Origin of the sequence: Rhodococcus sp. B10 (assembly GCF_011770055.1) — a bacterium.
In the GTDB taxonomy this organism is placed as follows: Bacteria; Actinomycetota; Actinomycetes; order Mycobacteriales; family Mycobacteriaceae; genus Rhodococcoides; species Rhodococcoides kyotonensis_B.
In genome coordinates, this window is the sequence record NZ_JAAFYV010000010.1 from 98,745 (window position 1) to 125,076 (window position 26,332).

At 65.8% G+C, this 26,332-nt stretch carries 26 protein-coding genes and 1 pseudogene; 13 read left to right on the forward strand and 14 right to left on the reverse strand.

Features of this window, described 5'->3' with window-relative positions; all coding sequences use genetic code 11:
• Nucleotides 1-57 precede the first annotated feature (57 nt).
• Nucleotides 58-1,029: a bifunctional riboflavin kinase/FAD synthetase gene (locus RhoFasB10_RS09095; protein ID WP_068428773.1), complete on the reverse strand. Its 972-nt coding sequence runs from the start codon at nt 1,027-1,029 to the stop codon at nt 58-60.
• A 123-nt stretch (nt 1,030-1,152) separates the two neighbouring features.
• Here RhoFasB10_RS09095 and RhoFasB10_RS09100 point away from each other — a divergent pair, with 123 nt between their 5' ends.
• The 4 genes from RhoFasB10_RS09100 to RhoFasB10_RS09115 are packed head-to-tail and all read left to right on the forward strand — an operon-like array spanning nt 1,153 to nt 4,405.
• On the forward strand, nt 1,153-2,064 hold the full coding sequence (locus RhoFasB10_RS09100) for a metal ABC transporter substrate-binding protein (RefSeq protein ID WP_174551456.1): 912 nt from the start codon (nt 1,153-1,155) through the stop codon (nt 2,062-2,064).
• Nucleotides 2,061-2,816: a metal ABC transporter ATP-binding protein gene (locus RhoFasB10_RS09105; protein WP_068428766.1), complete on the forward strand. Its 756-nt coding sequence runs from the start codon at nt 2,061-2,063 to the stop codon at nt 2,814-2,816. Before RhoFasB10_RS09100 ends, RhoFasB10_RS09105 begins: the two co-directional genes overlap by 4 nt.
• 1 nt (nt 2,817) lies before the next feature.
• Nucleotides 2,818-3,687 carry a metal ABC transporter permease gene (locus tag RhoFasB10_RS09110; protein WP_068428763.1) on the forward strand — a complete coding sequence of 290 codons (870 nt, stop codon included), beginning with the start codon at nt 2,818-2,820 and terminating at the stop codon, nt 3,685-3,687.
• A 10-nt stretch (nt 3,688-3,697) separates the two neighbouring features.
• Nucleotides 3,698-4,405: a metal-dependent transcriptional regulator gene (locus RhoFasB10_RS09115; RefSeq protein ID WP_068428761.1), complete on the forward strand. Its 708-nt coding sequence runs from the start codon at nt 3,698-3,700 to the stop codon at nt 4,403-4,405.
• Here the strand turns inward: RhoFasB10_RS09115 and truB are convergent, their stop codons facing one another.
• From truB to RhoFasB10_RS26285, 3 genes are read right to left on the reverse strand one after another with little or no spacing between them, the layout of a single operon-like run.
• On the reverse strand, nt 4,406-5,332 hold the full coding sequence (truB, locus tag RhoFasB10_RS09120; protein WP_068429181.1) for a tRNA pseudouridine(55) synthase TruB: 927 nt from the start codon (nt 5,330-5,332) through the stop codon (nt 4,406-4,408). It lies immediately after the preceding gene.
• Between the two features lie 58 nt (nt 5,333-5,390).
• Nucleotides 5,391-6,056, reverse strand: coding sequence for a 4'-phosphopantetheinyl transferase Npt (npt, locus tag RhoFasB10_RS09125; protein ID WP_068428758.1), 666 nt, complete (start codon nt 6,054-6,056; stop codon nt 5,391-5,393).
• Nucleotides 6,053-6,976 carry a metallophosphoesterase gene (locus RhoFasB10_RS26285; RefSeq protein WP_068428751.1) on the reverse strand — a complete coding sequence of 308 codons (924 nt, stop codon included), beginning with the start codon at nt 6,974-6,976 and terminating at the stop codon, nt 6,053-6,055. The genes npt and RhoFasB10_RS26285 overlap by 4 nt, the downstream gene beginning before the upstream one ends.
• 117 nt (nt 6,977-7,093) lie before the next feature.
• Between RhoFasB10_RS26285 and RhoFasB10_RS09135 the strand changes: the two genes are divergently transcribed.
• From RhoFasB10_RS09135 to RhoFasB10_RS09155, 5 genes and pseudogenes are all read left to right on the forward strand, one after another.
• Nucleotides 7,094-7,288, forward strand: coding sequence for a hypothetical protein (locus tag RhoFasB10_RS09135; protein ID WP_068428750.1), 195 nt, complete (start codon nt 7,094-7,096; stop codon nt 7,286-7,288).
• 22 nt (nt 7,289-7,310) lie between these two features.
• Nucleotides 7,311-7,730 (forward strand): annotated as a pseudogene (locus RhoFasB10_RS09140) (TOBE domain-containing protein); the annotation flags it as partial.
• A 29-nt stretch (nt 7,731-7,759) separates the two neighbouring features.
• Nucleotides 7,760-8,557: a molybdate ABC transporter substrate-binding protein gene (gene modA / locus RhoFasB10_RS09145; RefSeq protein ID WP_068428748.1), complete on the forward strand. Its 798-nt coding sequence runs from the start codon at nt 7,760-7,762 to the stop codon at nt 8,555-8,557.
• Nucleotides 8,554-9,363 carry an ABC transporter permease gene (locus tag RhoFasB10_RS09150; protein WP_068428745.1) on the forward strand — a complete coding sequence of 270 codons (810 nt, stop codon included), beginning with the start codon at nt 8,554-8,556 and terminating at the stop codon, nt 9,361-9,363. Before modA ends, RhoFasB10_RS09150 begins: the two co-directional genes overlap by 4 nt.
• Nucleotides 9,360-10,433: an ATP-binding cassette domain-containing protein gene (locus RhoFasB10_RS09155; RefSeq protein ID WP_346764373.1), complete on the forward strand. Its 1,074-nt coding sequence runs from the start codon at nt 9,360-9,362 to the stop codon at nt 10,431-10,433. The genes RhoFasB10_RS09150 and RhoFasB10_RS09155 overlap by 4 nt, the downstream gene beginning before the upstream one ends.
• Before the next feature lie 3 nt (nt 10,434-10,436).
• Here RhoFasB10_RS09155 and RhoFasB10_RS09160 read toward each other — a convergent pair whose 3' ends face one another.
• The 8 genes from RhoFasB10_RS09160 to rimP form a co-directional block, all read right to left on the reverse strand.
• Nucleotides 10,437-11,786 (reverse strand): MATE family efflux transporter, encoded by a 1,350-nt coding sequence (locus RhoFasB10_RS09160; protein WP_068428742.1) that lies wholly within the window; start codon nt 11,784-11,786, stop codon nt 10,437-10,439.
• Nucleotides 11,787-11,789: 3 nt separating this feature from the next.
• The gene (locus RhoFasB10_RS09165) at nt 11,790-12,779 is read right to left on the reverse strand and encodes a bifunctional oligoribonuclease/PAP phosphatase NrnA (protein WP_157105372.1); all 990 of its coding nucleotides are present in this window, start codon (nt 12,777-12,779) and stop codon (nt 11,790-11,792) included.
• Nucleotides 12,780-12,790: 11 nt separating this feature from the next.
• The gene (rbfA, locus tag RhoFasB10_RS09170; RefSeq protein ID WP_068428737.1) at nt 12,791-13,258 is read right to left on the reverse strand and encodes a 30S ribosome-binding factor RbfA; all 468 of its coding nucleotides are present in this window, start codon (nt 13,256-13,258) and stop codon (nt 12,791-12,793) included.
• A 34-nt stretch (nt 13,259-13,292) separates the two neighbouring features.
• Complete coding sequence (locus RhoFasB10_RS26290; RefSeq protein ID WP_068428733.1) at nt 13,293-13,583, reverse strand: DUF503 domain-containing protein; 291 nt, start codon at nt 13,581-13,583, stop codon at nt 13,293-13,295.
• A 124-nt stretch (nt 13,584-13,707) separates the two neighbouring features.
• A complete protein-coding gene (gene infB, locus RhoFasB10_RS09180; protein WP_084423871.1) occupies nt 13,708-16,611 on the reverse strand; it encodes a translation initiation factor IF-2 in 2,904 nt (967 codons plus the stop codon).
• 183 nt (nt 16,612-16,794) lie between these two features.
• A complete protein-coding gene (locus tag RhoFasB10_RS09185) occupies nt 16,795-17,073 on the reverse strand; it encodes a YlxR family protein (protein ID WP_240930997.1) in 279 nt (92 codons plus the stop codon).
• A 92-nt stretch (nt 17,074-17,165) separates the two neighbouring features.
• Nucleotides 17,166-18,176, reverse strand: a complete 1,011-nt coding sequence (gene nusA, locus RhoFasB10_RS09190; protein ID WP_068428719.1) for a transcription termination factor NusA — start codon at nt 18,174-18,176, stop codon at nt 17,166-17,168.
• A complete protein-coding gene (rimP, locus tag RhoFasB10_RS09195; protein ID WP_167676122.1) occupies nt 18,173-18,748 on the reverse strand; it encodes a ribosome maturation factor RimP in 576 nt (191 codons plus the stop codon). The genes nusA and rimP overlap by 4 nt, the downstream gene beginning before the upstream one ends.
• A gap of 141 nt (nt 18,749-18,889) precedes the next feature.
• Here rimP and RhoFasB10_RS09200 point away from each other — a divergent pair, with 141 nt between their 5' ends.
• On the forward strand, nt 18,890-19,402 hold the full coding sequence (locus RhoFasB10_RS09200) for a hypothetical protein (protein WP_206030694.1): 513 nt from the start codon (nt 18,890-18,892) through the stop codon (nt 19,400-19,402).
• Nucleotides 19,399-19,839, forward strand: a complete 441-nt coding sequence (locus tag RhoFasB10_RS09205) for a ferritin-like domain-containing protein (protein ID WP_068428712.1) — start codon at nt 19,399-19,401, stop codon at nt 19,837-19,839. Before RhoFasB10_RS09200 ends, RhoFasB10_RS09205 begins: the two co-directional genes overlap by 4 nt.
• Here RhoFasB10_RS09205 and RhoFasB10_RS09210 read toward each other — a convergent pair.
• The gene (locus RhoFasB10_RS09210) at nt 19,754-21,244 is read right to left on the reverse strand and encodes a DHA2 family efflux MFS transporter permease subunit (RefSeq protein ID WP_068428708.1); all 1,491 of its coding nucleotides are present in this window, start codon (nt 21,242-21,244) and stop codon (nt 19,754-19,756) included. The two genes, RhoFasB10_RS09205 and RhoFasB10_RS09210, sit on opposite strands and share 86 nt — an antisense overlap.
• Nucleotides 21,245-21,331: 87 nt before the next feature.
• On the opposite strand from RhoFasB10_RS09210, the gene RhoFasB10_RS09215 reads away from it, so the two are divergent.
• Together RhoFasB10_RS09215 and RhoFasB10_RS26295 are read left to right on the forward strand one after the other, a co-directional pair.
• Nucleotides 21,332-21,958 (forward strand): TetR/AcrR family transcriptional regulator, encoded by a 627-nt coding sequence (locus RhoFasB10_RS09215; RefSeq protein WP_068428705.1) that lies wholly within the window; start codon nt 21,332-21,334, stop codon nt 21,956-21,958.
• Between the two features lie 283 nt (nt 21,959-22,241).
• Nucleotides 22,242-24,398 (forward strand): DUF222 domain-containing protein, encoded by a 2,157-nt coding sequence (locus RhoFasB10_RS26295; RefSeq protein ID WP_240930985.1) that lies wholly within the window; start codon nt 22,242-22,244, stop codon nt 24,396-24,398.
• Between the two features lie 54 nt (nt 24,399-24,452).
• Here the strand turns inward: RhoFasB10_RS26295 and RhoFasB10_RS26300 are convergent, their stop codons facing one another.
• On the reverse strand, nt 24,453-26,297 hold the full coding sequence (locus RhoFasB10_RS26300; protein WP_254303569.1) for an acyl-CoA dehydrogenase family protein: 1,845 nt from the start codon (nt 26,295-26,297) through the stop codon (nt 24,453-24,455).
• Between the last annotated feature and the right edge of the window lie 35 nt (nt 26,298-26,332).

Here is a 26,332-nt window from a genome sequence, read left to right on the forward strand (position 1 = left end):
ACCTGGATCGAACCGGACGCAGCCACCGCGGACCGCAGCATGCGCCGAGGAAGTATCCTACCAGGACGTCTGTTCGGTCAGCGCCGCGCGTGCGCGGTCCGAGTCACGACCCATCTCCTCGATCAGGTCGTCGATCGAGTCGAATTTCTCCATCCCGCGCAGTCGTTCGACGAAGTCGACGGCGACGTGCTGCCCGTACAGGTCTCCGTCGCTGTCGAGAACGAACGCCTCGACGGTCCTCGTGCGACCCGAGAACGTGGGATTGGTACCGACGGACACCGCGGCGCGATGACGCTCCCCCGGTGTGACGGTTCCCATGATCGGGCCGGGGCCGAGCACCGTGAACCAGGCCGCGTAGACGCCGTCGGCCGGGATGGCCGAATACATGGGCGGGGCGACGTTGGCCGTCGGGTATCCCAGCTGCCTGCCGCGCCCGTCGCCGTGGACGACGACGCCTTCCACCCGGTGCGGCCGACCGAGCGCCGCGGCGGCCGCAGCGACATCGCCTGCGTCGACGCACGATCGGATGTAGGTGGACGAGAACGTCACCGCATGTTCGGCCAACAGGTTGACGCCGTCGACCGCGAAGCCGGCCCGTTCACCAATCTTCCGGAGCAAGGCGACGTTGCCGAGCGCTTTCTTGCCGTACGTGAAGTTCTCGCCCACGACGACCTCGGCGACATGCAGTCTCTCCACGAGGATTTCGTGGACGTAGCGCTCGGGCGTCAGCTTCATGAGCTCGGGGGTGAACGGCATGACACAGAAGACGTCGATGCCGAGTTCTTCCGCGAGCTCGGCTCGCCTGGTGAGTGTGGTCAGTTGCGCCGGATGCGATCCGGGCCGAACCACTTCCATCGGGTGTGGGTCGAAAGTCATGAGAACGCTGGGTATTCCACGTTCCTTCGCCGACTTCACCGCCCGGGTGATCAGTTGGGCGTGACCGCGGTGCACGCCATCGAATACGCCGATCGTGAGAACACAACGACCCCAGTCGGCAGGTACATCGTCGAGACCTCGCCATCTCTGCACGAGTCAGAGCCTACGGGCCGAGTGCCGTCGGGTCACTTCCGGATCGGACGTCTCATGCGACACAGGTGGACAAACGTTCACAGCCGGTGCAAAGATTTCGGTGTGCCGAACTTATTTCTTCGCATGCTCGCAGCGACGGTGCTGTGCGTCGGCGTGCTCGGCGGCTGTGCGCGGTCGGTCGGCGAGACCGATGCGGAGTTCACGGGCGACGCCAGGCCGCTCGTCCTGACGACGTTCACGGTTCTGGCGGACATGGCACGCAACGTCGCAGGCGAGCATCTCGACGTGCAGTCGATCACCAAGGCGGGCGCGGAGATCCACGGTTACGAACCCACGCCGGGCGACCTGCGCACTGCCGAGCGGGCGGCGCTGATTCTGGACAACGGTCTCGGCCTCGAAGCGTGGTTCGAGAAGTTCGTCGAGCGTGTTCCCGCTCCACACGCCGTCGTCAGCGACGGCGTCGAGCCGGTCTACATCCGTTCCGACGCCTATGCCGGCAAGGTGAATCCGCACGCGTGGATGTCACCGGTGGCCGCCGAGACGTACGTGAAGAACATCGCCGACGCCTTCGTCCGGCTGGATCCGGTGCACGGCGACGACTATCGCCGCAACGCCGAGGACTACACGGCACGACTACGGGCGGTGGGCGAGGAACTGCGGACCGACCTCGACGAACTGCCGCCGCACCAACGCGCGCTCGTGTCGTGCGAGGGCGCGTTCGGCTACCTGGCCCGCGACTTCGACCTACGCGAGGCCTACCTGTGGCCTGTCAACGCGGAACAGGAAGGTACGCCCAAACAGGTGGTCGCCGCGATCGACTTCGTGAAACAGAACGACGTTCCTGCCGTCTTCTGCGAGTCGACGGTGTCCGACAAGGCGCAGCTCCAGGTGGCCGAGGACACGGGCGCAGAGTTCGGCGGCAAACTCTTCGTCGACTCGCTGAGCGAGGACGGCGGACCGGTACCGACCTACCTCGATCTGCTCACCTACGACGCACGAATCATCACCGACGCACTACTGGGGAAGGACCGATGAACACGTCATCACCCGCGTTGGACGTCGCCGGAGTCGGCGTCCGCTACCGCGACGTCACCGCCCTGGTCGACGCGTCCCTGACACTCCAGCCGGGCCGCATATGCGGCCTGGTCGGGATGAACGGATCCGGCAAGTCGACGCTCTTCAAGGCGATCATGGGCGTCGTACGCCCGGACTCCGGATCCATCCGCATCTTCGGCGGCCCGCCTGTCGACGCACGCAAGTCCGGAACCGTCAGCTACGTCCCGCAGAGCGAATCCGTCGACTGGACGTTCCCGATCAGCGTGCAGGAAGTCGTCATGATGGGCCGTTACGGAAAGCAGAACTGGATGCGATCGCCGCGCGCACAGGACCGTCGCGCGGTGGCCGAGGCTCTCGATCGCGTCGAACTGACCGAGCTGGCCGACCGGCAGATCGGCCAGCTGTCGGGCGGACAGCGCAAACGCGCGTTCGTCGCACGGGCCATCGCGCAGGAAGCCGCGCTGTTGTTGCTCGACGAACCGTTCGCGGGTGTCGACAAGCGGACGGAGTCGACCATCACGCGGCTGCTTCGCGAATTGACGTCGGCGGGCGCGTCGGTGCTCGTGTCGACGCACGACCTGCACGGCCTCCCCGATCTGTGCGACGAAGCAGTGCTGCTGCAGCAACGAGTGCTGATGCACGGAACGCCGCGGGACGTGCTGCGTCCGGAGAACCTGGCGTTGGCGTTCGGAATGGACCCGCTGCGCACGTCCGTCACCGAGAAGAGTTGACATGTACCTGATCGATTTCCTCGTAGAACCGTTGCAGTACACGTTCATTCGACGCGCACTCCTCGTGACCGTCGTGGCGTCCGTCGTGTGCGCCGTGCTCAGCTGCTGGCTCGTACTGATCGGCTGGTCACTGATGGGCGACGCCGTCTCGCATGCGGTACTGCCGGGCGTCGCGCTGTCGTATCTGCTCGGTGCTCCGTTCGCGATCGGCGCGCTGCTGTTCGCCCTCGTCGCGGTCGGCACGATCGGGCTCGTCCGCAATACGACACTGGTCAAGGAGGACGCGGCCATCGGCGTCGTGTTCACGACGCTGTTCGCGCTCGGCGTCGTTCTGGTGTCGAAGTTTCCGAGCCAGATCGACCTGAACCACATCTTGTTCGGCAACCTGCTCGGCGTGTCGCAAGGAGACATGTGGCAGGTCCTCGTGCTGGGCGGAATCGCGCTCGCCGTGATGGTCGCCAAGCGTCGGGACTTCACGTTGTTCGCGTTCGACCGGACGCAGGCCCGCGCGGTGGGCATCTCGCCGACCGTCGTGTCGGGTCTGATGCTGACGCTGCTTGCGCTCACGACCGTCGTCGCGCTTCAGGCCGTCGGCGTCATCCTCGTCGTTGCCATGCTCATCACTCCGGGCGCGACGGCCTATCTGCTCACGCATCGGTTCGGCCGCATGCTGGTTCTCGCCCCGAGCATCGGCGTCGCCTGCGCCGTCGTCGGCATCTACGTCAGTTTCTATCTCGACGTCTCGTCCGGCGGCACCGTCGTGCTCGCGCAGGGAATCGCGTTCACGCTGGCGTATCTGTTCAGCCCGACGCAGGGAATGGTGACGCGTCGGCTCAGGCGGCGACGTGTCATTTCGGATGCGATTGCCTAAGCTCGGTGCCGTGGTGGAACGAACCGATGAGCCCGGCACGGCCGACGACGTGCAGTTGTCCGCCGTCGCGCAGGACTATCTGAAGGTCATCTGGACCGCCAGCGAGTGGAGCGAGGAAGCGGTCAGCACGAAGATGTTGTCCGAACGTATCGGGGTGTCGGCGTCGACCGTCTCGGAAGCGATCCGCAAGCTCGCCGACCAAGGAATGGTCGATCACGCGCGCTACGGCGCGATTTCGTTGACCGATCGCGGACGCACCGCAGCGGTCGCGATGGTTCGTCGGCATCGCCTCATCGAGACCTTCCTCGTCCGAGAACTCGGCTATGGATGGGACGAGGTGCACGACGAAGCCGAGATCCTCGAACATGCCGTGTCCGATCTGATGATGGCGCGTATCGATGCGAAACTGGGCTTCCCGCAACGAGATCCACACGGGGACCCGATTCCGTCGGTCGACGGTGCGATCTCCTCCCCCGAGGCGACGCGTCTGAGCGAGTACACGGACGGTCAGCGTGGGCGAGTCGCTCGCATCTCGGATTCGGATCCGGCGATGCTGCGCTACTTCGACTCCGTCGGGATCAAGCTCGATCTGTCGATCACAGTGGTCGAGCGACGGGACTATGCAGGTACCGTCGCCATCGAACTCGGCCAACCGAGCAACAACGCGATCGATCTCGGACAGCGTGCGGCCGAGGCGATCTGGATGGTTCCGTCCTAGCTACAGCCCGCGCAGGGTTGCCGGGCGGACGACCATGACCGAGCTGGCCCGCTTGCCCTTCTCCTGCAGCAGCGCGATCGTGTGTCCGCTCGGGTCGATCGCGGCGTAGACGCCGGGCATACCGATCGGGTCGAGCCACCGTCCCTGACTGATCGACTCGGCCTCCGCAGCATCGATCTGCCTGTGCGGGAACGCCGTTCGCGCTGCCTCGTCGATGTCCAGACTCACTCCGGGCTCGTCCGCCAACTGTTCGAGCGTGCGAGCGTGGTCCAGCGTGAACGGGCCGACCCTCGTCCGGCGCAACGCCGTCAGATGGCCACCGACTCCGAGTGCCGCACCGAGATCCCGCGCCAAGGCGCGCACGTAGGTTCCCGACGAGCAAACCACCTCGACGTCGAGATCCACGAAACCGCCGTCCTCGACGTCCCGTCGGGCGACCACGTCGAAGCGAGTCACGCTGACGCGTCGAGCAGGGATCGTGAATTCCTCGCCCGCTCGAACGAGCTTGTGAGCACGCTGACCGTCGACCTTGATCGCGCTCACACTCGACGGCACCTGCTCGATGTCACCGGTCAACCGCGCGATCTCGGCGGCGATGGCGTCGTCCGTGACCGCGGACGCGTCGACGTCGGCGAGTGTGTCTCCCTCGGCGTCGTCGGTGGTCGTTGTCCGACCGAGGCGAATGGTCGCCGTGTACGCCTTCGTCGTGAGCGCGAGCAGGCCCAGCATCTTCGTCGCCCGCTCGACACCGAGAACCAGGACACCGGTCGCCATCGGATCGAGCGTGCCCGCGTGCCCGACCTTGCGCGTGTTCAACAGCTTGCGGCACGACGCCACCACGTCGTGACTCGTCACTCCCTGACCTTTGTCGACGACCAACAGACCGGCTCCGACGAGACCGGACGACAACTTTCCACGTGCAGACACGAGTGACCATTCTGCCAGGCGGCGAACCACCCGAACGCCGTCGACCGGCCGACGCGCGCTAGACGACCGCGATCGCCGTCACGATCAGACCGCCCTGGACGAGCCAACGCCCGTCGAACGACGTCAGCGCCGGTCCGGCATGCGTGTCGCCGGGCACCAGCAGTCGTGAATGGAACGTCCCGGAGACGTCCTCGCCGACCCCGGTGCGTTCGAACGTGATGTGCGCATCCTCGAAACCGAGCCAGCGGCCGGTCAGCGGCTCCCACGCCTTGTACGTGGCTTCCTTCGCGCAGAACAAGAGTCGATCCCAGTGGGTACCGTCGTCGTTCTGCGATGCGAGCCAGTCCCGTTCCGCGGCGATGCTGACCGCGTCTAAAACTCCGTCGGGCAGCGGCCCATGTGGTTCGGCGTCGATACCGACCGAACGCACCTGCATCGAATACGCGAGAGCTGCTGCGCGGTATCCGTCGCAGTGCGTGAGACTGCCGACCACGCCCTTCGGCCACTGCGGCGCACCCGACGCTCCCCGCATGACCGGCGCGGGCTCGACGCCCAACTTCTCCATCGCGACCCGCGCGCAGTGTCGCGCCGACGTGAACTCCCGCTTGCGCTTGTCGACGGCCTTCGCCACGAGCGGCGCCTCGAGTGGATGCGGCGCGAGACCGGGCGGGTCCTCGTAGAGTTCCGCGGCGACGACGCCACTCGGCAGGATGGACTCGATCAACGCTGCGACCTCATCTTCTCGACTTCGGCTTCCATTTCGGGTGTCACCTTGAAATGGCCACCCCACTTGTTCAACGACCCCGCCGGATACTCGGGCACGGGAAGTATCTGACGAAGGACCTGCTCGGGCAACCCGCGTCGCTGCCATTCCCGCGGGTAGCCGACCGACACCTCTTCGAACCGAACGCCGTCGTAGAACGTGGTGCGCGGAATGTGCAGGTGGCCGTACACCGAGCACACAGCGTTGTAGCGCGTGTGCCAGTCGGCGGTGAGCGTGGAACCGCACCACAGTGCGAACTCGGGATAGATCAGCACATCCGTCGGTTGCCGAACCAGCGGAAAGTGGTTGATGAGCACCGTCTGGATCGACAGGTCGAGCGCGTCCAGGCGCGCGCGAGTCGATTCGATCCGCGCGTGGCACCACGCGTCTCGGGTCGCGTACGGCTGCGGCGACAGCAGAAACTCGTCGGTGGCGACGACGTTCTTGTCGCGGGCGATCGTCAGCCCGTGCTCCTTGTCGATCGCGCCGCGCGGGAGGAACGAGTAGTCGTAGAGCAGGAACATCGGCACGAGGGTCGCGGGCCCGCCTTCGCCTTCCCACACGAGGTAGGGATCCTCCGGAGTGACGACGTCGATCTCGCGGCACAGATTCACCAGATACTCGTACCGGGCGACGCCGTGGATCTGCACGGGATCCTTGGCGGTGGTCCACAGCTCGTGGTTTCCGGGAACCCAGATGACCTTCGCGAACTTGCTGCGCAGATGCTCCAGCGCCCACTTGATGTCGTCGGTCTTCTCCGAGACGTCGCCGGCGACGATGAGCCAGTCCTCCGGCGACTCGGGTGCGATCGCCTCGGTCACCGGACGATTGCCGCGGTGCCCGATATGGATGTCACTCACTGCCCAGAGCTTGGCTGTCAACTACGCCGTCCTTCCGATGGAGCGTTACTCGATTCGAAGAACTACCAACGCCCTATCCTGCTCGACGATTCCCACAGGCGCGTGGGCGGGTCGACACCCCGGTGTCACAATCGAGCCATGGGAAATCTCTCCGCCTCCGAGAAGGGCGGCATGCGCGCCGCAATCGTCATCACGGTGATGGCAGCACTCCTGGCAGGCATCGCATCGGATGACTTCGTCACCGGTTTCCTTCTGACCGCAGTCGTATGCGGCATCGCGCTGATGGCCGCGATGGTTCTCGCACGCTTCGTGAACGCACGCAGACGCCGCTGACCCACCCGACCGGTTCCGCAGGCGCTGGTCTACAGTTCGATTCATGCCGCATTCGAGGATTCGCGTCAAGGACGCTGCTGCTCTCCTCGGAGTGAGCGACGACACCGTACGTAGGTGGATCGACGGCGGCACACTCGCGTCGACCAAGGACGAGGCAGGCCGGAAGGTCGTCGACGGTCGAGACCTCGCGAGGTTCGCCCGGGAGAACGCGTCGCCTCCTCCGGACCCGACCGGAACCGGAAGTTCGGCACGCAATCGCCTCGTCGGCCTCGTCACGAAGGTCACCTCGGACACCGTCATGAGTGAGGTGGAAATGCAGTGCGGACCGTTCACCGTCGTCTCGCTCATGAGCACCGAATCCGTGCGGAATCTGGACCTCGAACCCGGCAAGGTCGCCGTCGCCGTGGTGAAGGCGACGACCGTCATCGTCGAAGCACCCTGAACCCTGCCCCGAAGACGAAGGAACCCTCCGTGAATCGCACCCTCGCCACGCTCGCCGCTGTCGGAGCATCCGCAGCTCTCGTTGCCGGCTGTTCGAACCCGGATACGAACAGCGACTCCGACGCATCGGCCACAGCATCGAGCGGCGCCGTCACCGGTGACATCACGGTGTTCGCCGCCGCGTCGCTGAAGACGACGTTCACCGAACTCGGCGAGACGTTCGAGGCCGAAAACCCCGGTACGAACGTCGAATTCAACTTCGCGGGCTCGTCCGACCTCGTCACCCAGCTGATTCAGGGTGCGCCCGCCGACGTGTTCGCGTCGGCGGACACCAGCAACATGACCAAGGCCGTCGACGGCGACCTGGTCGCGGGCGAGCCGGCGAACTTCGCCACCAACACGCTGACCATCGTCACCGCGCCCGGAAACCCGAAGAACGTCACCTCGTTCGCCGACTTGGCCGACCCCGACGTGCTGACCGTCATCTGCGCACCTCAAGTCCCCTGCGGTAGCGCGACGAAAAAGGTCGAGGACGCCACCGGCACCGAGATCCCTGCCGTCAGCGAGGAATCCGCGGTGACGGACGTGCTCGGCAAGGTCACCTCCGGCCAGGCCGATGCCGGACTGGTCTACGTGACCGACGCAGCAGGCGTCGGCGACCAGGTGGCGACGGTCGACTTCCCGGAATCCGCGGAAGCCGTCAACACCTACCCGATCGCAACACTGAACAGCAGCGACAATGCCGGCACCGCAGCAGCATTCGTTGCTCTCGTGACGTCCGATACCGGCCGACGCGTGTTGACAGAGGCAGGATTCGGCGCGCCGTGACCTCTGCTCGGCGCGGGAACGACGTACGCGTCGGGATTCCGGCGTGGGTCTTCGTTCCGGCCGCGATCGGTGCGCTCTTCGTCGTCGCACCTCTCGTGGCGATCATCCTGAAGATCGACTGGCCGAATTTCGTGCCGCTGATCACGTCGGATGCGTCGAAGAGCGCACTTCTGCTGAGCCTGAAGACCGCCGCGACGAGCACATGCCTGTGCGTCGTCTTCGGCGTGCCGATGGCTCTCGTGCTCGCCCGCACGGACTTTCCCGGCTTGTCCGTGCTGCGGGCACTCGTGCTGCTCCCCCTCGTCCTGCCTCCCGTCGTCGGCGGTATCGCACTGCTCTACACCTTCGGCCGGCTCGGGCTGCTCGGCGAATATCTCGACGCGTGGGGCATCGGCATCGCCTTCTCCACGACAGCAGTGGTTCTCGCGCAGACGTTCGTGTCGTTGCCGTTTCTCGTCGTGAGCCTCGAAGGCGCACTGCGCAGTTCGGGACGCGACTACGAGACGGTCGCCGCCACACTCGGAGCCCGCCCGACGACGGTGTTGCGACGGGTCACCGTTCCTCTGGTTCTTCCGGGTCTCGTGTCGGGCGCCGTGCTGGCGTTCGCGCGCGCACTCGGTGAATTCGGCGCAACCCTGACCTTCGCCGGCTCGCTGCAGGGCGTCACCAGAACGCTGCCGCTGGAGATCTACCTCCAGCGTGAGACCGACGCCGACGCCGCGGTGGCACTGTCGCTGCTGCTGATCGCCGTCGCCGCAGTCATCGTGCTCGCGGCACGAGGCCGCCGACTGGCAGGTGCACTGTGACATCCGTTTCCCTCTGCGCCGAGATCACCGGCCGCGACGTCGACTTCCACATGGAGATCGACGACGGCGAGGTGGTGGCCGTCCTCGGGCCCAACGGCGCAGGCAAGTCGACACTGCTGTCTTTTGTCGCGGGTCTCCTGCGCCCCGACCGCGGACGCGTCGTTCTCGGATCCGACGTCGTCACCGACACGACGGACGGCACGTTCGTCCCCGCCCATGCGCGTGGCGTCGCAACACTGACGCAGAAAGCGCTGCTGTTTCCTCATCTGACCGCCGAGGCCAACGTCGCCTTCGCACCCCGAAGCCGGGGCGTCGGACGTCGAGAATCACGCCGTATCGCGCACGACTGGTTGACGGCCGTCGACGCTGCCGACCTCGCCGGACGCAGACCGTCGCAGCTGTCGGGAGGTCAGGCTCAGCGCATCGCGATCGCACGCGCCCTCGCCGCCGACCCCCGTGTTCTGCTGTTGGACGAGCCGATGTCGGCACTCGACGTCGGGACCGCGCCTGCCGTGCGACGGCTGCTCCGCACGGTCCTACGTGACCAGCATCGAACGGCCGTCATCGTCACCCACGACCTGCTCGACGCTCTCGCGCTCGCGGATACCGTCGTTGTCGTCGAGTCGGGCCGAATCGTCGAACGCGGTACGACGACGGAGGTCCTCACCGCACCCCGCAGTTCGTTCGCCGCCCGCATCGCGGGGGTCAATCTGCTGCCGGGCCACGTCGACGGTTCGGGGTCTATTCGAACGCCGTGGGGCCTCGAGGTGTTCGGTCACGGAGATGTCGCCGACGGCTCGGCGGTCGCGGTCTTCTCGCCTGCCTCCGTCGCCGTGTATTCCGAGCCACCCCACGGCAGCCCTCGCAACGTGCTGCCGGTGACCCTCGCCGAGATCGACGTGCACGGCGCGACGGTTCGGCTTCGCGGGTCCGACAACCCCGACGGCTCCCCCGGCGTCGCCGCGGATGTGACGCCCACGGCCGCGCGGGAGCTCGATCTCGAACCCGGCAAGCAGGTGTACTTCGTCGTCAAGAGTCACGAGGTGGCGCTGCACCCGGCGTCCCGATGACCGTCAGGCCGACCTGCGCTGGATGTCGGCTCCCACGAGGGTCCATTTGCCCGACAACGTCCGCGCGACCACCGCGACCATCCGCAAGGTCACGAAGATGCCGAGGCCACACCAGATTCCGCGCAAGCCCCAGTCGAACGCCAACGCCAGCCAGATCGCCGGCAGGAAACCCACGAGCGCGCACGCCAGCGTGGCAGTACGGAGGAACGCGGCATCTCCTGCGCCGAGCAGCACCCCGTCGAGCGCGAACACGACGCCTGCGATCGGAACGATGACGACGAAGATCCACCAGATCGACGCCATCTCGTCGATCACTGCGCTGTCGCTGGTGAACAGGTTCGGGATGACCGGCAGTCCGAGCGCGAACACCGCCGCGAGGACGAGCGCGAACACGGTGGACCACACCGTCAGCCGCCAGCCGAGTCGGGTCGCGCCCCTGCTGTCTCCTCGGCCCAGTGCAGCACCGACGAGCGTCTGGGCGGCAATGGCCAACGAGTCGAGTGTCAAAGAGACGAGATTCCACAGGTGCAGGACGACCTGGTTCGCCGCGACGGCCGCCGCACCGAAGCGCGACGCGACTGCTGCCGCCGACAGGAAACACGCCTGGAACGCCAAGCTCCGCAGAACGAGGTCGCGCCCCAGCACCAGCTGAGCGCGCATGATCGACCAGTCGGGCCGCAGCGGCACGCCTGCTCGGAGCACCGCGGCGATGAAGAACGCGCCGGCCACCGCCTGGCCGACGACGTTCGCAACCGCCGATCCCACGAGTTCGAGCCGCGGAAAACCGAACAGCCCGTGCACGAGCAGCGGACACAGAATCGCGGACAGACCGAGTCCGGACACCACGAACATCAGCGGTCGCCTCGTGTTCTGCACCCCGCGCATCCAGCCGTTTCCGGCCAACGACACCAGAATGAACGGGACGCCGAGCACTGCGACGCGGAACCAGAGCGTCGCCTCCGCCGAGATGTCACCGCCGCCACCGATGACCGACAGAATCGGTCCGCACAGCACCTGCATCACACCGATGATCGCGATACCGAGCATCAGGGCGAGCCACGTGGCCTGGGCACCCTCCCCGATGGCGTCGCGTTCGCGTCCGGCGCCGTGCATGCGTGCCGCACGGGCCGTCGTGCCGTACGACAGGAAGGTCAGTTGGGTACTGACCTGAGCGAGGACGAGGCCGCCCACGGCCAGACCCGCCAAGGGCAGCGCACCGAGTCGACCGACGACTGCGGCGTCGAACAACAGATAGAGGGGTTCGGCCGCCAGTACACCGAGGGCGGGCAGCGCAAGACCCAGAATCCTGCGAGCACTCGCGTCACGGCCGACGAACGCGTCTGTCGAAGCCATCGATCAGCCGAGCGCCTCGATCAGCGCCGCGACGACGGTTTCCTTGGTCCCGAACGCGGTGAAGCCGGCGGCGTTGCGGTGCCCGCCGCCTCCGAGCGTCGCCGCGACGACCGAGACGTCGACGGACGACTTCGACCGCAGTGACACCGTCCACTCGTCGGCGGTCTGCTGTTTGAACACCGCCGCGACCTCGGCTTCGGACGTCGTGCGCACGATGTCGATGACGCTTTCGATTTCTTCGGATCGCAGACCGGCGGAATCGGAGCAGAGGATGGCCGCGTACACCAGTCCGAGCCCCGCGACGGCCTCCGGCACGAGCGTCGCCGAGCCGAGCACGGAACCGAGCATGGGCAACCACCCGAACGGGTGACTGTCCAACAACTGGCGGGCGATGGCGGCGCCGTCGATACCCGTCGCGAGCAGACGCTCGGCGAGCAGATGGGATCCGGGACGGACCCATCGGAACGAGCCGGTGTCGGTGACGAGACCGGCGAATAGACAGTGCGCTATGTCGGCGTCGATGTCGACGCTCCAGGCGTCGAGCAGGCGCGTGATGACGGCCGTCGTCGATTCGGCAGCTGGATCGACGACGTTCAACGTGCCGAACCGCGTGTTCGACCGATGGTGGTCGATGACGAGAGACGCGTCCGCCGCGTCGAGGCAGTCGCCGAGATCGCCGAGCCGCCCTCGGCTACCCGCGTCGACCGACACCACCAGGTCGACACCGCGACGAACTTCCCCGGCCGAGACCAACATCTCGCGGCCGGGAAGCTCGCTCATGGACTCCGGCAGTTCGCTCGGCGTGGCGAAGGACACCTCGACGTCCACGCCGCGACGCTTCAGCACGATGGCCAGCGCGAGACCGCTGCCGATGGTGTCCGCGTCCGGCTGCACGTGACACAGCACGGTGACCGTGCTCGCTGCTTCGAGCAACGAAATCGCCTGGGCGAACTTGTCGTCGACCGTCGTGTCCGACGACGTGCCTGGAGTCATCGTCACCTCGTTCAGTCCAGGTCGGTGGACTCGGAACTCTCGGTCGTCTCGCGCGGGGCCTTGTACGGATCGGCCTCACCCGCGGGCTTCGCCGACGCGGCGACGCGAGCCACCTCGCTGTCGGCCTGACGGGCACGCTCGAGCAGTTCTTCCATGTGACGTGCAGTATCCGGGACGGTATCCGTCGCGAACGTCAACGTCGGAGTGAACCGGACGCCCGTGCCCGCACCGACCTTCGAGCGAAGCACGCCCTTCGCTTTTTCCAGTCCGGCGGCTGCACCGGCGAGATCGGGCTCGGCGTCGAGGCTCTCGCCTCGCACCGTGTAGAACACCGTCGCGTCGTGCAGATCTGCGGTCACCTTGCAGTCGGTGATCGTCACGTACGCCAGGCGTGGATCCTTGATCTCGTGATCTATCGCTGTCGCGACGATGGACGAAATCCGCTTGGCGAGCCTACGAGCTCTCGCTTGATCCACCATGAACTTTCACGCTCCTCGAACAACTATCCCCGGTTCAGTCCTCGGGGCCGAACACTCTTCTTCTGACCGCCAACAATTCCAGATCCTGGCGTTCGGCGACGTGACGCTCGCATTCGTCCAGCATGTCGTGCAAACCGTCGACATCCGATCCCGCCACGGCGACGCCGAACAGTGACCGGCGCATGCGCGATCTTTCCCCTGCCTCGGTCGCGGACACTCCGAACTGCTTGAGCGCAGCCAGAACGGGCTCGACCATCGAACGCTTTTCGTCGAGCGAACGCACGTCTCCCAGCAGCACGTCCAGCTCGAGAGCACCCAGATACACGCGGCCATCCTTCGATCGTGTTCGACCGAACGATCCGGCGGCGGTACCCGAAAGTACCGCCGCCGGTTGTCCGATCGAGTGCAGTGTTACTCCCCTTGCTCCACTACCACTCGCACCGCGCGAACTAGTCGCGTGGCTTCTCGCGAAGCTCGTACGCCTCGATGACATCGCCCACCTTGATGTCCGAGTACGTGACCGTCAGACCACATTCGTACCCCTCGCGAACCTCGACGACGTCGTCCTTCTCGCGGCGAAGCGAGGAGATCGTGACCGTCTCGGCGACCACGGCGTTGTCACGCAGCAGTCGTGCCTTCGCATTGCGACGCACAGTACCGGAGGTGACGAGGCAACCGGCGATGTTTCCGACCTTCGAGGAACGGAACAGCGCGCGAATCTCGGCCTGGCCGAGAGCGACCTCTTCGTACACCGGCTTGAGCATGCCCTTGAGGGCCTTCTCGATCTCGTCGATTGCCTGGTAGATGACCGAGTAGTACCGGATGTCGACGCCCTCGCGGTTGGCGAGCTCGGTGGCTTTGCCTTCCGCTCGAACGTTGAAGCCGATGATGATCGCGTTGGATGCCGACGCCAGGTTGACGTTGGTCTCCGTGACGCCACCGACACCGCGGTCGATGACGCGCAGCTCGACCTCGTCGTCGATCTGGATCCCGAGCAACGCCTCCTCGAGAGCCTCGACGGTTCCCGAGTTGTCACCCTTGAGGATCAAGTTCAGCTGCGAAGTCTCCTTCAACGCTGCATCGAGATCGTCGAGGCTGATGCGCTTACGACTCTTCGCTGCCAACGCGTTGCGCTTGCGGGCGTTGCGTCGATCGGCGATTTGACGTGCGATGCGGTCCTCGTCGACCACGAGCAGGTTGTCACCTGCACCCGGTACCGACGTGAAGCCGACGACCTGGACGGGCCGCGACGGCAGCGCCTCGGTGACGTCCTCGCCGTGCTCGTCGACCATGCGACGGACACGTCCATAGGCGTCTCCGGCCACGATCGAATCTCCGACGCGGAGCGTTCCGCGCTGGATGAGCACGGTCGCCACCGGTCCGCGTCCACGATCGAGGTGCGCCTCGATGGCGACACCCTGAGCGTCCATGTCCGGGTTCGCTCGCAGGTCGAGAGCAGCGTCCGCCGTCAGTAGCACTGCTTCGAGCAGTGCGTCGATGTTGGTGCCCTGCTTCGCCGAGATGTCGACGAACATCGTGTCGCCGCCGTACTCCTCGGCCACGAGACCGTATTCGGTGAGCTGCTGCCGGATCTTGTCCGGGTTCGCGCCTTCCTTGTCGATCTTGTTGACCGCGACCACGATCGGCACATCTGCTGCCTGCGCGTGGTTGATCGCCTCGACCGTCTGCGGCATGACGCCGTCGTCGGCTGCGACGACCAGGATCGCGAGGTCCGTCGCCTTGGCACCACGAGCACGCATGGCGGTGAACGCCTCGTGACCCGGGGTGTCGATGAAGGTGACGAGCCGTTCGCTGCCTTCGAGCTCGGTCAGAACCTGGTAGGCACCGATGTGCTGCGTGATGCCGCCTGCCTCGCCCTCACGGACGTTGGCCTTGCGGATCGAGTCGAGCAGTCGGGTCTTACCGTGGTCGACGTGGCCCATGACGGTGACCACCGGAGGACGCTGTTCGAGGTCTTCCTCGCCGCCCTCGTCCTCGCCGTAGGTCAGGTCGAAGCTGTCGAGCAGCTCGCGATCCTCGTCCTCGGGGCTGACGACCTGGACCACGTAGTTCATCTCGCTGCCGAGAAGCTCTAGCGTCTCGTCGTTGACCGACTGCGTTGCCGTGACCATCTCGCCGAGGTTGAACAGCGCCTGCACGAGTGCAGCCGGGTTCGCGTCGATCTTGTCCGCGAAGTCGGACAGCGATGCACCGCGGGCGAGGCGAATGGTCTCGCCGTTGCCACGGGGCAACCGCACGCCGCCGACTGCGGGAGCCTGCATGCTCTCGTACTCGGCGCGTTTCGCCCTCTTCGACTTACGTCCACGACGAGGTGCGCCTCCGGGACGACCGAAAGCACCTGCTGCAGCGCCACGCTGTCCGGGACGACCGCCGCCGCCGGGGCGACCACGGAAACCACCTGCTGCTCCGCCTGCGGGAGCGCCGCCGGGTGCACCGGGAGCTCCGCCGCCGCCGCGGTATCCACCGCCGCCGCCACCGGGACGACCGCCCGGTGCTCCGCCGGGACGACCCGGACGACCACCCGGTGCGGGGCGCGCCGAACGAGACGGCATCGCGCCCGGGTTCGGACGAGGAGGCATCGAGCCGGGAGACGGGCGAGGTCCGCCCTGGCCGGGAGCCGGACGGGGACCGCCCTGGCCGGGAGCCGGACGGGGACCGCCCTGGCCGGGAGCCGGACGGGGACCGCCCTGGCCAGGAGCCGGACGGTTGCCGCCCGGACGAGGTCCACCCGGTGCCGGACGAGGCGCGGGCCGTTCCGCCGGAGCGGACGAGTACGGGTTGTTACCGACGCGAGGCGCCTTCGGGCCCGGCTTCGGGCCGGGAGCGCCGGGCTTCGGAGCTGCCGGACGTGCTGCTTCACGCGATCCAGCCGACGCTGCGGGCGCCTGAGGAGCGGGTGCCGCAGGTGCGGACGGCGACGGTGCAGCCGGACGAGCCGGGGTCGGGCGGGGCGCCGACGTCGGCGCCGGGGTGGATGCAGCCGGTGCCGCGGGGGCAGCCGGTGTCTGCGCTACAGGTGCTGCGGGAGTCTGCGCCGCAGGTGCTGCGGGCGCGGACGGAGCCGGACGGGGTGCCGGCTTGGGGCCGGGACGCGGTCCACCGGGCTTTGCGCCGGTGCTGGGCTTGGGTGCATCCGAGCTACGACCGTTGCCCGAAGGGGCGTCCGACTTCGCGGACGGGAACGACTCACGGATACGACGCGCTACCGGCGCCTCGACCGTGGACGATGCAGATTTGACGAACTCGCCTTGCTCTTTGAGCCGTGCGAGTAGTTCCTTGCTTGTGACACCGAGTTCTTTGGCCAACTCGTGCACGCGGGCCTTGCCTGCCACTGCTCTCCTCACTGAGAGGCCGAGCGAGGCATTAAGCCCGCACGACCTCGGGTTATCTCCGATGGACGTTCATCGTTGGTGCTTCACGGTGTGCTCATCAGTGCTGTTGCCTGTTCTTCTCGACGGGTGAAGCTCTGTCGCTGGTAAAGACTGCCGCCTCGATGCGTGTGCGAGGCCGAGACCTCACAGGTTTCTGCTTTCGATGAAAGCAACAACCTCCGACGTGTCGACTGTTCCCGACACGCGTAACGCTCTACCGAAAGCTCGGCGCCGTTCTGCGTTCTCCAAACAAACCGCTACGGGATGCAGCCATGCACCACGTCCGGGAAGCCGGTGACGAAGGTCGGGTACTACGACGGATTCCGAAGAATGCCGATCTCGAACCACGACCCTCAGCAGATCGGAGGCCGGAGCTCGCTCCCTGCATCCGACACAAGTGCGCACCGGCCGACTGTCATGCATCGAACCGGTGCTCTCGTGACCTCGGGCAGTGAGATCGTTCCGAACCATCGACCAGTCTAGCGCTGTCTTGCCCCGATCTCCGCATTCCACCCTTATGCGCTGGTCGACTCGGGTGCCGCGGCCGCGTCGCTGCGGATGTCGATACGCCAACCGGTCAGACGAGCAGCGAGTCGGGCGTTCTGACCCTCCTTGCCGATCGCGAGCGACAGCTGGTATTCCGGCACGACGACGCGAGCGGCGCGGGCAGCCGCGTCGACGACGGTGACCGACACCACCTTGGACGGCGACAGCGCGTTACCGACGAAGGTGGCGGGATCGTCGTCGAAGTCGATGATGTCGATCTTCTCGCCGGCGAGCTCGCTCATCACGTTCCGCACACGCTGACCCATCGGGCCGATGCACGCGCCCTTGGCGTTGAGGCCCGACACGGTCGAGTGGACGGCGATCTTGGATCGGTGACCGGACTCACGTGCCACCGCGACGATTTCCACCGAGCCGTCGGCAATCTCGGGAACTTCGAGCGCGAAGAGCTTGCGTACCAGGTTCGGGTGCGTACGCGACAGCGTGATCTGCGGTCCGCGCTGTCCGCGTGTGACGCCGACGACATAGCACTTGATGCGTTCGCCGTGCTCGTACGTCTCGCCCGGGACCTGCTCCGCGGGCGGCAACAGGCCGTCCGCGCCGTTGGCGTCGCTGCCGATCCGCACGATCACGGTGCCCTTGGCGTTTGCTCGCGTGTCACGCTGGATGACGCCACCGACGATCTCGCCCTCGTGCGTCGCGTACTCGCCGAACGACTTCTCGTGTTCGGCGTCGCGGAGCCGCTGGAGAATGACCTGACGCGCGGTGGTCGCCGCGATCCGGCCGAAGCCCTCGGGAGTGTCGTCCCATTCGGAGATCGTGTTGCCGTCGGCGTCGATTTCTTTCGCCATCACACGCACCGAGCCGGACTTGCGGTCGACGTCGATCCACGCGTGCGGCTGATGCCCCTCGGTGTGGCGGTATGCAGTCAGCAAGGCGGTCTGGATGGTCGAGATGACCATGTCGATCGAGATTCCCTTGTCCGCCTCGATGGCGCGGAGCGCTGCAATGTCGATATTCACTTGTCGAACCCTTCTTCCGGTGTGTCCACGTTCACGATCTCGTCGGCGTCGGCCGGCCTGGGACGACTGCCGAACACCCCGCCCGCCAATTCCATCTCGTCTTCCTTGGGCGGCGAAAATTCCACCTGCACAACGGCTTTCGAGATATCCGACAATGCGACGACCCGAGTCGCCAGTACGCCCTTGGTCCGCGTCACCAACGTGATCGATCCGCCGTCCAGAGCACCGACTCGGCCGTCGAACTTCTCGTCCGCCACCTCGACGCGGACCTTGCGGCCGCGGGCGCGTCGCCAGTGACGCTCCTCGGTGAGCGGGCGATCGATCCCCGGCGTCGTCACCTCGAGCGTGTACGGCGCTTCACCGAAATCGGAGACGCCGTCGAACAATTCCGAGATCTCTTGACTGAGAGCAGGAAGCGCGTCGAGGCCCGTACCTTCTTCACGGTCCACCATGATGCGCACGGCGCTGTGCTTGCCCGCCGAGACGACCGTCACGTCCTCGAGGTCGAAACCTCGGTCGTGGACCAGATCGGACAGGAGCGCGACGACCCTCTCCTTCGACGGAACAGGCATCTCTCGCGAACTCCTCGTTCAGTTGTGGTCGCGTTCGACACAGGGGTCGAACGTCTCGGGGATCGAACGTACAGCCTAGCGCCATTTCGAGGTGTTCGTGACCAGGTGCGGGTTCGCCGGATCCGAAGGACACCTGGCACGATGTCGAACGTGCCGACGTCCGCGATTTCTCCCACACTCAGTCGTCGAACCGCGTTGCGGTTGACCGGCGGTGTCGTTCTCTCCACCGTCGGGCTGGCGGCGACCGCAGGATGTTCGTCCGGCGCCGAGACCGCAGCCACCGTCGACACACTGACTCAGCACCTGAATCTCGCGCGCCGCGACGCGGCGGCCGCGGGTGCCGCAATCGCGACGCTGCCCGATCTCGCAGGCCCGCTCGGGGTCGTGCAGTCCGAACGAGAAGCCCATGCGTCGGCGATTTCCGCGGAGATCGACCGCGTCGCGGGGACCGACCCGAACGAGACCACGACCGCGAGTCCGACGACCACCCAGGCACCAACTCCCCCACCGACACGGGACGAGTTGAAGAGCCTGCTGAGCGAATCCCAGCGTGCCGCAGCCGGTTCCGCGCGCGAAGAGTCCGGCTACCGCGCAGGCCTTCTCGGATCCGTCAGCGCGGCATGCGCCGTCGAGGTGTCGGTGGTGCTCGCATGAACGAGCTCGGAGAAGAACAGCAGGCTCTCGTCGACGCGCTGAACGCCGAGTACGCGGCAGTATTCGCCTACGGCGTCGTCGGCGCCTTCTCGAATCCGACGCGTGCGGACCTCGTCGCGACGAACGCCGCGGCGCATCGAGCCCGGCGCGACGCGACGATCGATGCATTGAAAGCTGCGAGCGTGACTGCGCCGCTTCCCAGTCCGGCCTACTCGATTCCGTTTGCCGTGACCGACCCAGTCTCAGCAGCACAACTCGCAGCCCAAGCCGAGGTCGACACGTCGATCGCGTGGCGGTCGGTGATCGAACGCAGCAATTCCGGTCCCACACGGGAGACCGGAATCGCTGCACTCACGGAAGCGGCACTGCGACTGGCGAATTGGCGCGAGATCCTGGGAGTGTCTCCGTCGTCGGTTCCGTTCCCCGGTCAGCCCTGACCGACTCGGCACCGGTTCTTCCCGGCATGAACAGCGCGGCGACGATTCCGAGCGCGACCGCTCCGGCTCCGACGAGAAGCGCGGGAGCGAGCGCGTCGGTGTAGCCGGTGGGCGTCAATGTGCCGCCTGCCCCGAGGAACACGGCGGTCAGTACCGCGATGCCGAGCGCGACGCCGATTTCGCGAATCGTCGAGTTGGTGCTGCTCGCAGTGGCATGGTCGACCTCGGCCATGTCGGCCAGGACGGCGGTGGCCGAGGGTGCGAAGGTCAACCCCATACCGATGCCTGCCATCGCCAGCGCGGGCACCATGCTCACGTAGGACGTTCCCGGCTCGAGAATCGCGGCCATCCACACCAGAGATCCGGCTTGGAGCGTCAGGCCCGCGACGAGCAACGCTCGCAGACCGAGCCTCGGCGCGAGGAGCCCGGCCAGCGGCGCGACGACCATCGGCGCCGCTGTCCACGGCAGCGTCCGCAGACCAGCCTGGAACGGGCTGTAGCCCATGACGATCTGCAGATACTGCGACAGCAGGAACACCGCACCGAACATGCCGAGGGTGAACGTCACTCCGATGACGTTCGCGAGCGAGAAGCTGCGCGAGCGGAACAGACGCAACGGCACCACAGGGGACGATGCGCGTCGTTGCCTCGCCACGAAGACGATCATCGCGACGGCGGATCCGGCGAACGTCAGAAGCACCGAGGTCGAGGCCCATCCGTCGTCGTTTCCGTGCACGACAGCCCAGACGAGCAGGAACACGCTCGCCCCGGCCGACAGAACTCCGGTGTAGTCGAGCGGCTGCCTGCGCCCGAGCGATTCCTTCAACGCGACGAGAGCGAGCGGAACCGCGATCAGGGCGACGGGGACGTTGATCCAGAAAATGCCTTCCCATGCGACGCCGTCGACAACGGCACCACCGACGACGGGACCGAGCGCGACACCGAGCCCGGAGACGCCACCCCAGATTCCGATGGCGAGCGGACGCTTGGCCGCGGGCACGACCGACGCGAGCAGCGTGAGCGACAACGGCATGATCGCTGCCGCGCCCGCACCCTGGACCGCACGAGCCGCGATCAGCATCGCCGGCGTCGTGGCGAGGGCCGACGCGATCGACGCGAGCGTGAAGACGGCGATTCCGCCGAGGAAGACGCGTCGTCGACCCCACCTGTCTCCGAGTGTCGCCGCGACGAGCATCAACGTCGCGAAGCTCAGGGTGTACGCGTTCATGAACCACTGCAGTTCCCCGACGGATGCGGAGAGGTCGGCCTGAATCACCGGAAGTGCACTGGTCATCACCAGATTGTCGAGTGTTGCCATGAACATCGGGAGCGACGCGGCAACGATTCCGACCCAGATCGGAATGGTGCGCTCGCTCGGTGGAACTGGCGGGGATGTCGTGGTCATCGGAGTCACCTTCGCTGTCACCGGAGTTGTAAGCATCTAATGATTACTTGTGCAATGACGCTAGTAATCGACTGATAATCTGTCAACATGGCAACGCCGACGAAGACCACACGCATGGATGCATCGGACCGACGTGAGCTCGTGCTCGACGCCGCGATGCGCGCGTTCGCGAGAGGCGGGTTCGCCGGCACCAGCACCGATGCCGTCGCCAAGGAAGCAGGTGTGTCGCAGCCCTACGTGGTACGCATGTTCGGCACCAAGGGCGAACTGTTCCGCCTGGTGTTCCAACGCGCAATCGACGGCATCATGGCCGCGTTCGAGAAAGTCCTGGGCGGCGACGAGCCGTACCCCGACGACGACGTGTGGGCAGCACTCGGGGCCGCCTACACCCAACTCGTCGCAGACCGCGATCTGCTGCTCGTGATGATGCACGGCTTCACCGCCGGCAGCATCCCGGACATCGGAGCTCAGGGCCGCGCCGGGATGGGCGCAATCTTCACCCAGATTCGCGAGGGCACCGGATGCACACCCGACGAGGCACGGGACTTCATCGCCCACGGCATGTTGCTCAACTGTCTGCTCGCAATGCAAGCACCCGAACACACCGACGACCAGGCACTGAGCGAACTCGCGTCATGCTCCTTCGGGCCGACCCTGGAACAGCTTCGGAGCGTTGTGCGAGTGGATGATTCGGGCCCGCAGGCTGCGCACTGACCCTCGTTGAGCCGCGGCAAATCAGCGGTTCACTACAAAGTAGTTCACGAAGTTGTGAGTCACAGTTGTCCCATATCCCCTGAGACAGCGCTCGCTTGCCGAGCCCGCCCCACTCACAGGACGAGCACGATGGACGCTGCTCGCCGATTCGCGGTTCTTGTCGGTGGCATGTGATATTGCTGTTCGATCGTAATGCACTGCGAGACAACCAGTTTCCTTGACATCCCAAACTCCGGTGATATAGTCGAACACAAGTTCGAATCGAGTCGGGGGGCTTGAATCCATGCCGTTCACGGAGCGCAGCGCGTTCGCGAAATACGTCGGACCACAGAAGAAACCGGTCATCGACACCGACCTGTTGGGTGAACTGTCGCAGGTCGCGGTCCTGGAAAATCAGGCCTGCGCGCGCAAAGTCGCTCTCGCAGCCCACATATGGGATTCGTGCATCCACCAAACCATCCAAGTCGGGGACCTGATCACCGATGCCGGTAACTACGCCGCATCCGAAACCGCGAAAATTTTGGGCTGCTCGAAAACCGTCGCAGACACCTTCGCCGAAATCGGCATGGATTTACGCCTACGACTGCCCGCGATCAAAGCCGCATTCGAATTAGGCGAACTCGACCTCGCCCGCGTCCGCGCGATCTACCGCGTCACCTCCCCGCTGTCTTTGGATGCTGCCACCCGGATCGAAGCCGAAGTACTACACGCCGCCAGAAGGCTCTCGCCCGGACCATTGGCCACCGAAATCGCCGCCATCATCCAGCGCACCGCACCCGACGAAGTCGCCGAAACACGGGAAGACCTGAAAAAGCTCACCGGAGTGCGCTACCGCGACAAAGACCTGATCGCCACCATCGAAGCAACCCTCGACGCCGCCGACGCCGCCGCCTGCTGGCAAGCGATCACCGAAATGGCCGCCACCGTATGCCCGCGAGACCCCCGTACCCGCAGCCAACGCCTCGCCGCCGCCTACACCGCATGCATGCGGCGCGAAACCCATCTCGCCTGCACCTGCGAAGTCGACGAAGACCACCCCTGCACCGCCAACCGAACCCTGCCCGACCGGCGAGTACCACTGACCTCGATCACCATCGACCTCGCCACCCTCGCCGCATTGAACGATCTACCCGCCTACCTCGCCGGACACGGCCTCATCGACGCCGCCTACGCCCGCGAACTCGCCGCCAACAGTGACTGGCAGATCGTCATCACCGAAGCCCGCAACATCGCCGACGAACTCCAGATCACCACCACAGCCGACGACACGGCCGACAACGACGAAGTAAGCGACGCGAGCGAGGCTGACGACGAGAGTCGGGCTAGCGACGAGACCTGCAGCGGCGGAGGCGGCGAAAATGAGGCCGACGGCGAGAGGGCGGAGACCGAGACCACCGAGGCCCCCGAGACGGCGGAGAGTGAGAACACTGCCGCCGACACCGACGAGCAGGACGCGAACAGCAAGACCACTGCCGCCGACCAAAACGAACGCGAAGGCGAAGAGAACGACGGCGCGGCCGAAGGAACGGCCGGTCACGAAAGCTCTGAAGGAACGGTCGGCGAACAAAGCGCCGAGCAGGGTGATCCCGGGGACGCCGCGGCTGAATCCGGAAATGGCTCAGCGGCTACCGGACTCCCGGCATCTGTCGATCATCTGACGTTCCACCCACTCGGACGCGGGCGACGCCGACGCGGCCTGAACCTCCCGAAACCCGCAGCAGGCGCCGCTCGCGCACAGACCGTCCCCGCCGACACCGGCCCCTACCGCGGCTCCTACACGCTCATCGCTGCCCTCGAGAAAGCGATCGCCGCCAACCCCGCAGTCGCCCAAGCGCTCTACCCCGACGGCCACGGCGGATTCAGCGAACCACCCGCCGGGGCGCTGCAGTACAAGCCCCGCGCACAGCTCGCCGACCTGGTCCGCCACCGCGACCGCACCTGCCGATTCCCCGGCTGCGACGTACCCGCAGCCAGCTGCGAACTCGACCACATCATCCCCTACCTCCACCACGACCCCGCCCGCGGCGGCTGGACAATCCTGACCAACCTGCACTGCCTGTGCCGCTACCACCACTCCCTCAAAACCATGGGCGCCTGGCACACCACCATGCTCGCCGGAGCCATTGAACACTGGACATCGAACTCCGACAGCACCGCCGTCACCCTCCCCGGAAGCAGCGTCGGCGCAACCGATCTCACCGGCCACACACTCACACCACACATACCCCGCAAACGCAGACCCGCATGCGAAAAGACATCACACGAACCGGAATCGACAGCCCCACCGCCCGTCGAGCCCGACAAGACCAGCCAGGCCGAGAAGACCAGCCAGGCCGAGAAGACCAGCGAGACAACCACCCACGAGCAACCCACCGACCCCTGGAACGTCGACATCACCGGCAAAGAAAGGGTAGACGCCGATGACCCAGCACCGTTCTAGGATCAAGGTAGCCGCAGTTTGTACGTTTTCCCGGGTCGAGAGTCGTCGATAACCTCAGGCTTTCATCTCGTAGGCACCGTCGTAGGCAACGACTTCGTTCCACACCGCGTCGAAACGTGCTTTGTCGGCGAAGGGTTTGCGGATCGCACCGAGCGCCCAACGTTGCTGAGCCTCCGTCGACGACGGCTTTCCGTGCAGCGCGACGGCATAGCCGGAGAAGTCGCGAACCTGGAAGTCGAAGATCTGATCCAGCAAGGGCGTCGAAATACGTTCCGCCAGTTCGAGAACGAGATGCCCGTACACGATCAGCGAGAACAAGTGACCAACATTCAGCAGGAAGTCGAGATCCGTCTGCTGGTTCTCGTCGGGTGCCGCCTCGGCCAGGAACTGCTCGAACGCCAGGGCTTGTTCGTGGAAGCGGGCGACATTCGGCACATGAGAGTGCTTCTCGTACACGGGTTTCCAGTCGTGAAATCGCACCTTGCTCGCGCCACGGGCCGGACCTTGCGCGAAGAAGAAGGTGTCGTCGGAGGCGTCGTCGCGCACACCGACTTCCGGGTACTCGGTGGGCGCGAACATGTAGGACGGCATGAACTTGAGCATCAGCGCGACGTTGACGTGCACTGTCCCCTCGAGTTTCGGAAGCGTGCCGATCAACTGCGCCGCCTCCCGGAAGTACGTATCCTTCTCGTAGCCCTTGGCGGCGACGACGTCGTGCAGCAACCGCACGACCGTCTCGCCTTCGGACGTGACCTTGGCTTTCGTCATCGGATTGAACAGCAGATATCGACGGTCGTCCAGCGTCGCAGACCGGAAGTAGTCGACCGCGCGTGCACTGAACAGTTTCATCGCCGCCAGCCGCGCGTAAGAGTCGACGAAACTCGCTCGCACGTGCGCAAACTCGGTGACGCGGTTGCCGTAGAGAATTCGATTGTGCGCATGTGTGATCGCTTCGTAGAAGGCATGCTCGGTGATGCCGATCGATCCGGTGCACAGATTGAACTTGCCGACGTTGACAGTGTTCAGCGCCGCGGAGAACGCGTCGGCCCCAGTGTGGAGGATGTCCTCCTCACGCACCGGGTAGTTCTCGAGCGCGAACGTGCTGACGTACATCTGACCGTGAACCACGTTGCCGCGCAACACGAAATTCGGGTGGGACGAGTCTGCGACGAAGAAGACATAGGCATCTGGGCCGGCAGGAGCGGAGCCTGCGGAGTGACCGGAGTCGGCAGGAGCGGAGCCTGCGGAGTGACCGGATTCGGCAGGAGCGGAGCCCGCGGAGTGACCGGATTGGGCAGGAGCGGAGCCTGCGGACTGACCAGAAGACACGGTGTCGGTGCGCCGACCGAAGACCGAGACCATGCCTGCGACGTTGCCGTTACCGATGTAGTACTTCTCCCCCGACGCCATGAAACCGTCGTCCGTGGGCGTGAGGAGCATGTCGGTGGAGTAGACGTCGGCGCCGTGCGCGCGCTCGGACAGGCCGAACGCCATGACGCCACCTGCGTCCAACTGCTCGGCGGCACGACGCTTGGCCGCGTCGTTGTCGCTCATCCAGATCGGCCCGAGGCCGAGAACGGTGACCTGCCAGGCGTACCAGTAGGACAGCCCGTAGAACCCGAGGATCTCGCTCAACTGAGCGTTGCGAAACGCATCCCAGCGTTTGTTCGGGTCCCCGTTCGCATACGCCTGCGGGGTGCAGAACGTCGCGAAGATTTTCTCCTCGGCGACGAAATCGAGGAAGTCGGCCGTCCAGACCGCATTGAGGTCGTCGTCGAGCAACCTGGCTTTGCCTCGGTTCTCGAACCAGTCGATCACGGCACGGAGTTGCCGCGCCGTCTCGTCGTCGAACTGTGCACCGTCGAATGTCGTCGGATCGAACAGCGAGAAACCGGCCACGGCGAATCACCTCTCACACTCGGTTACCCCCGAAG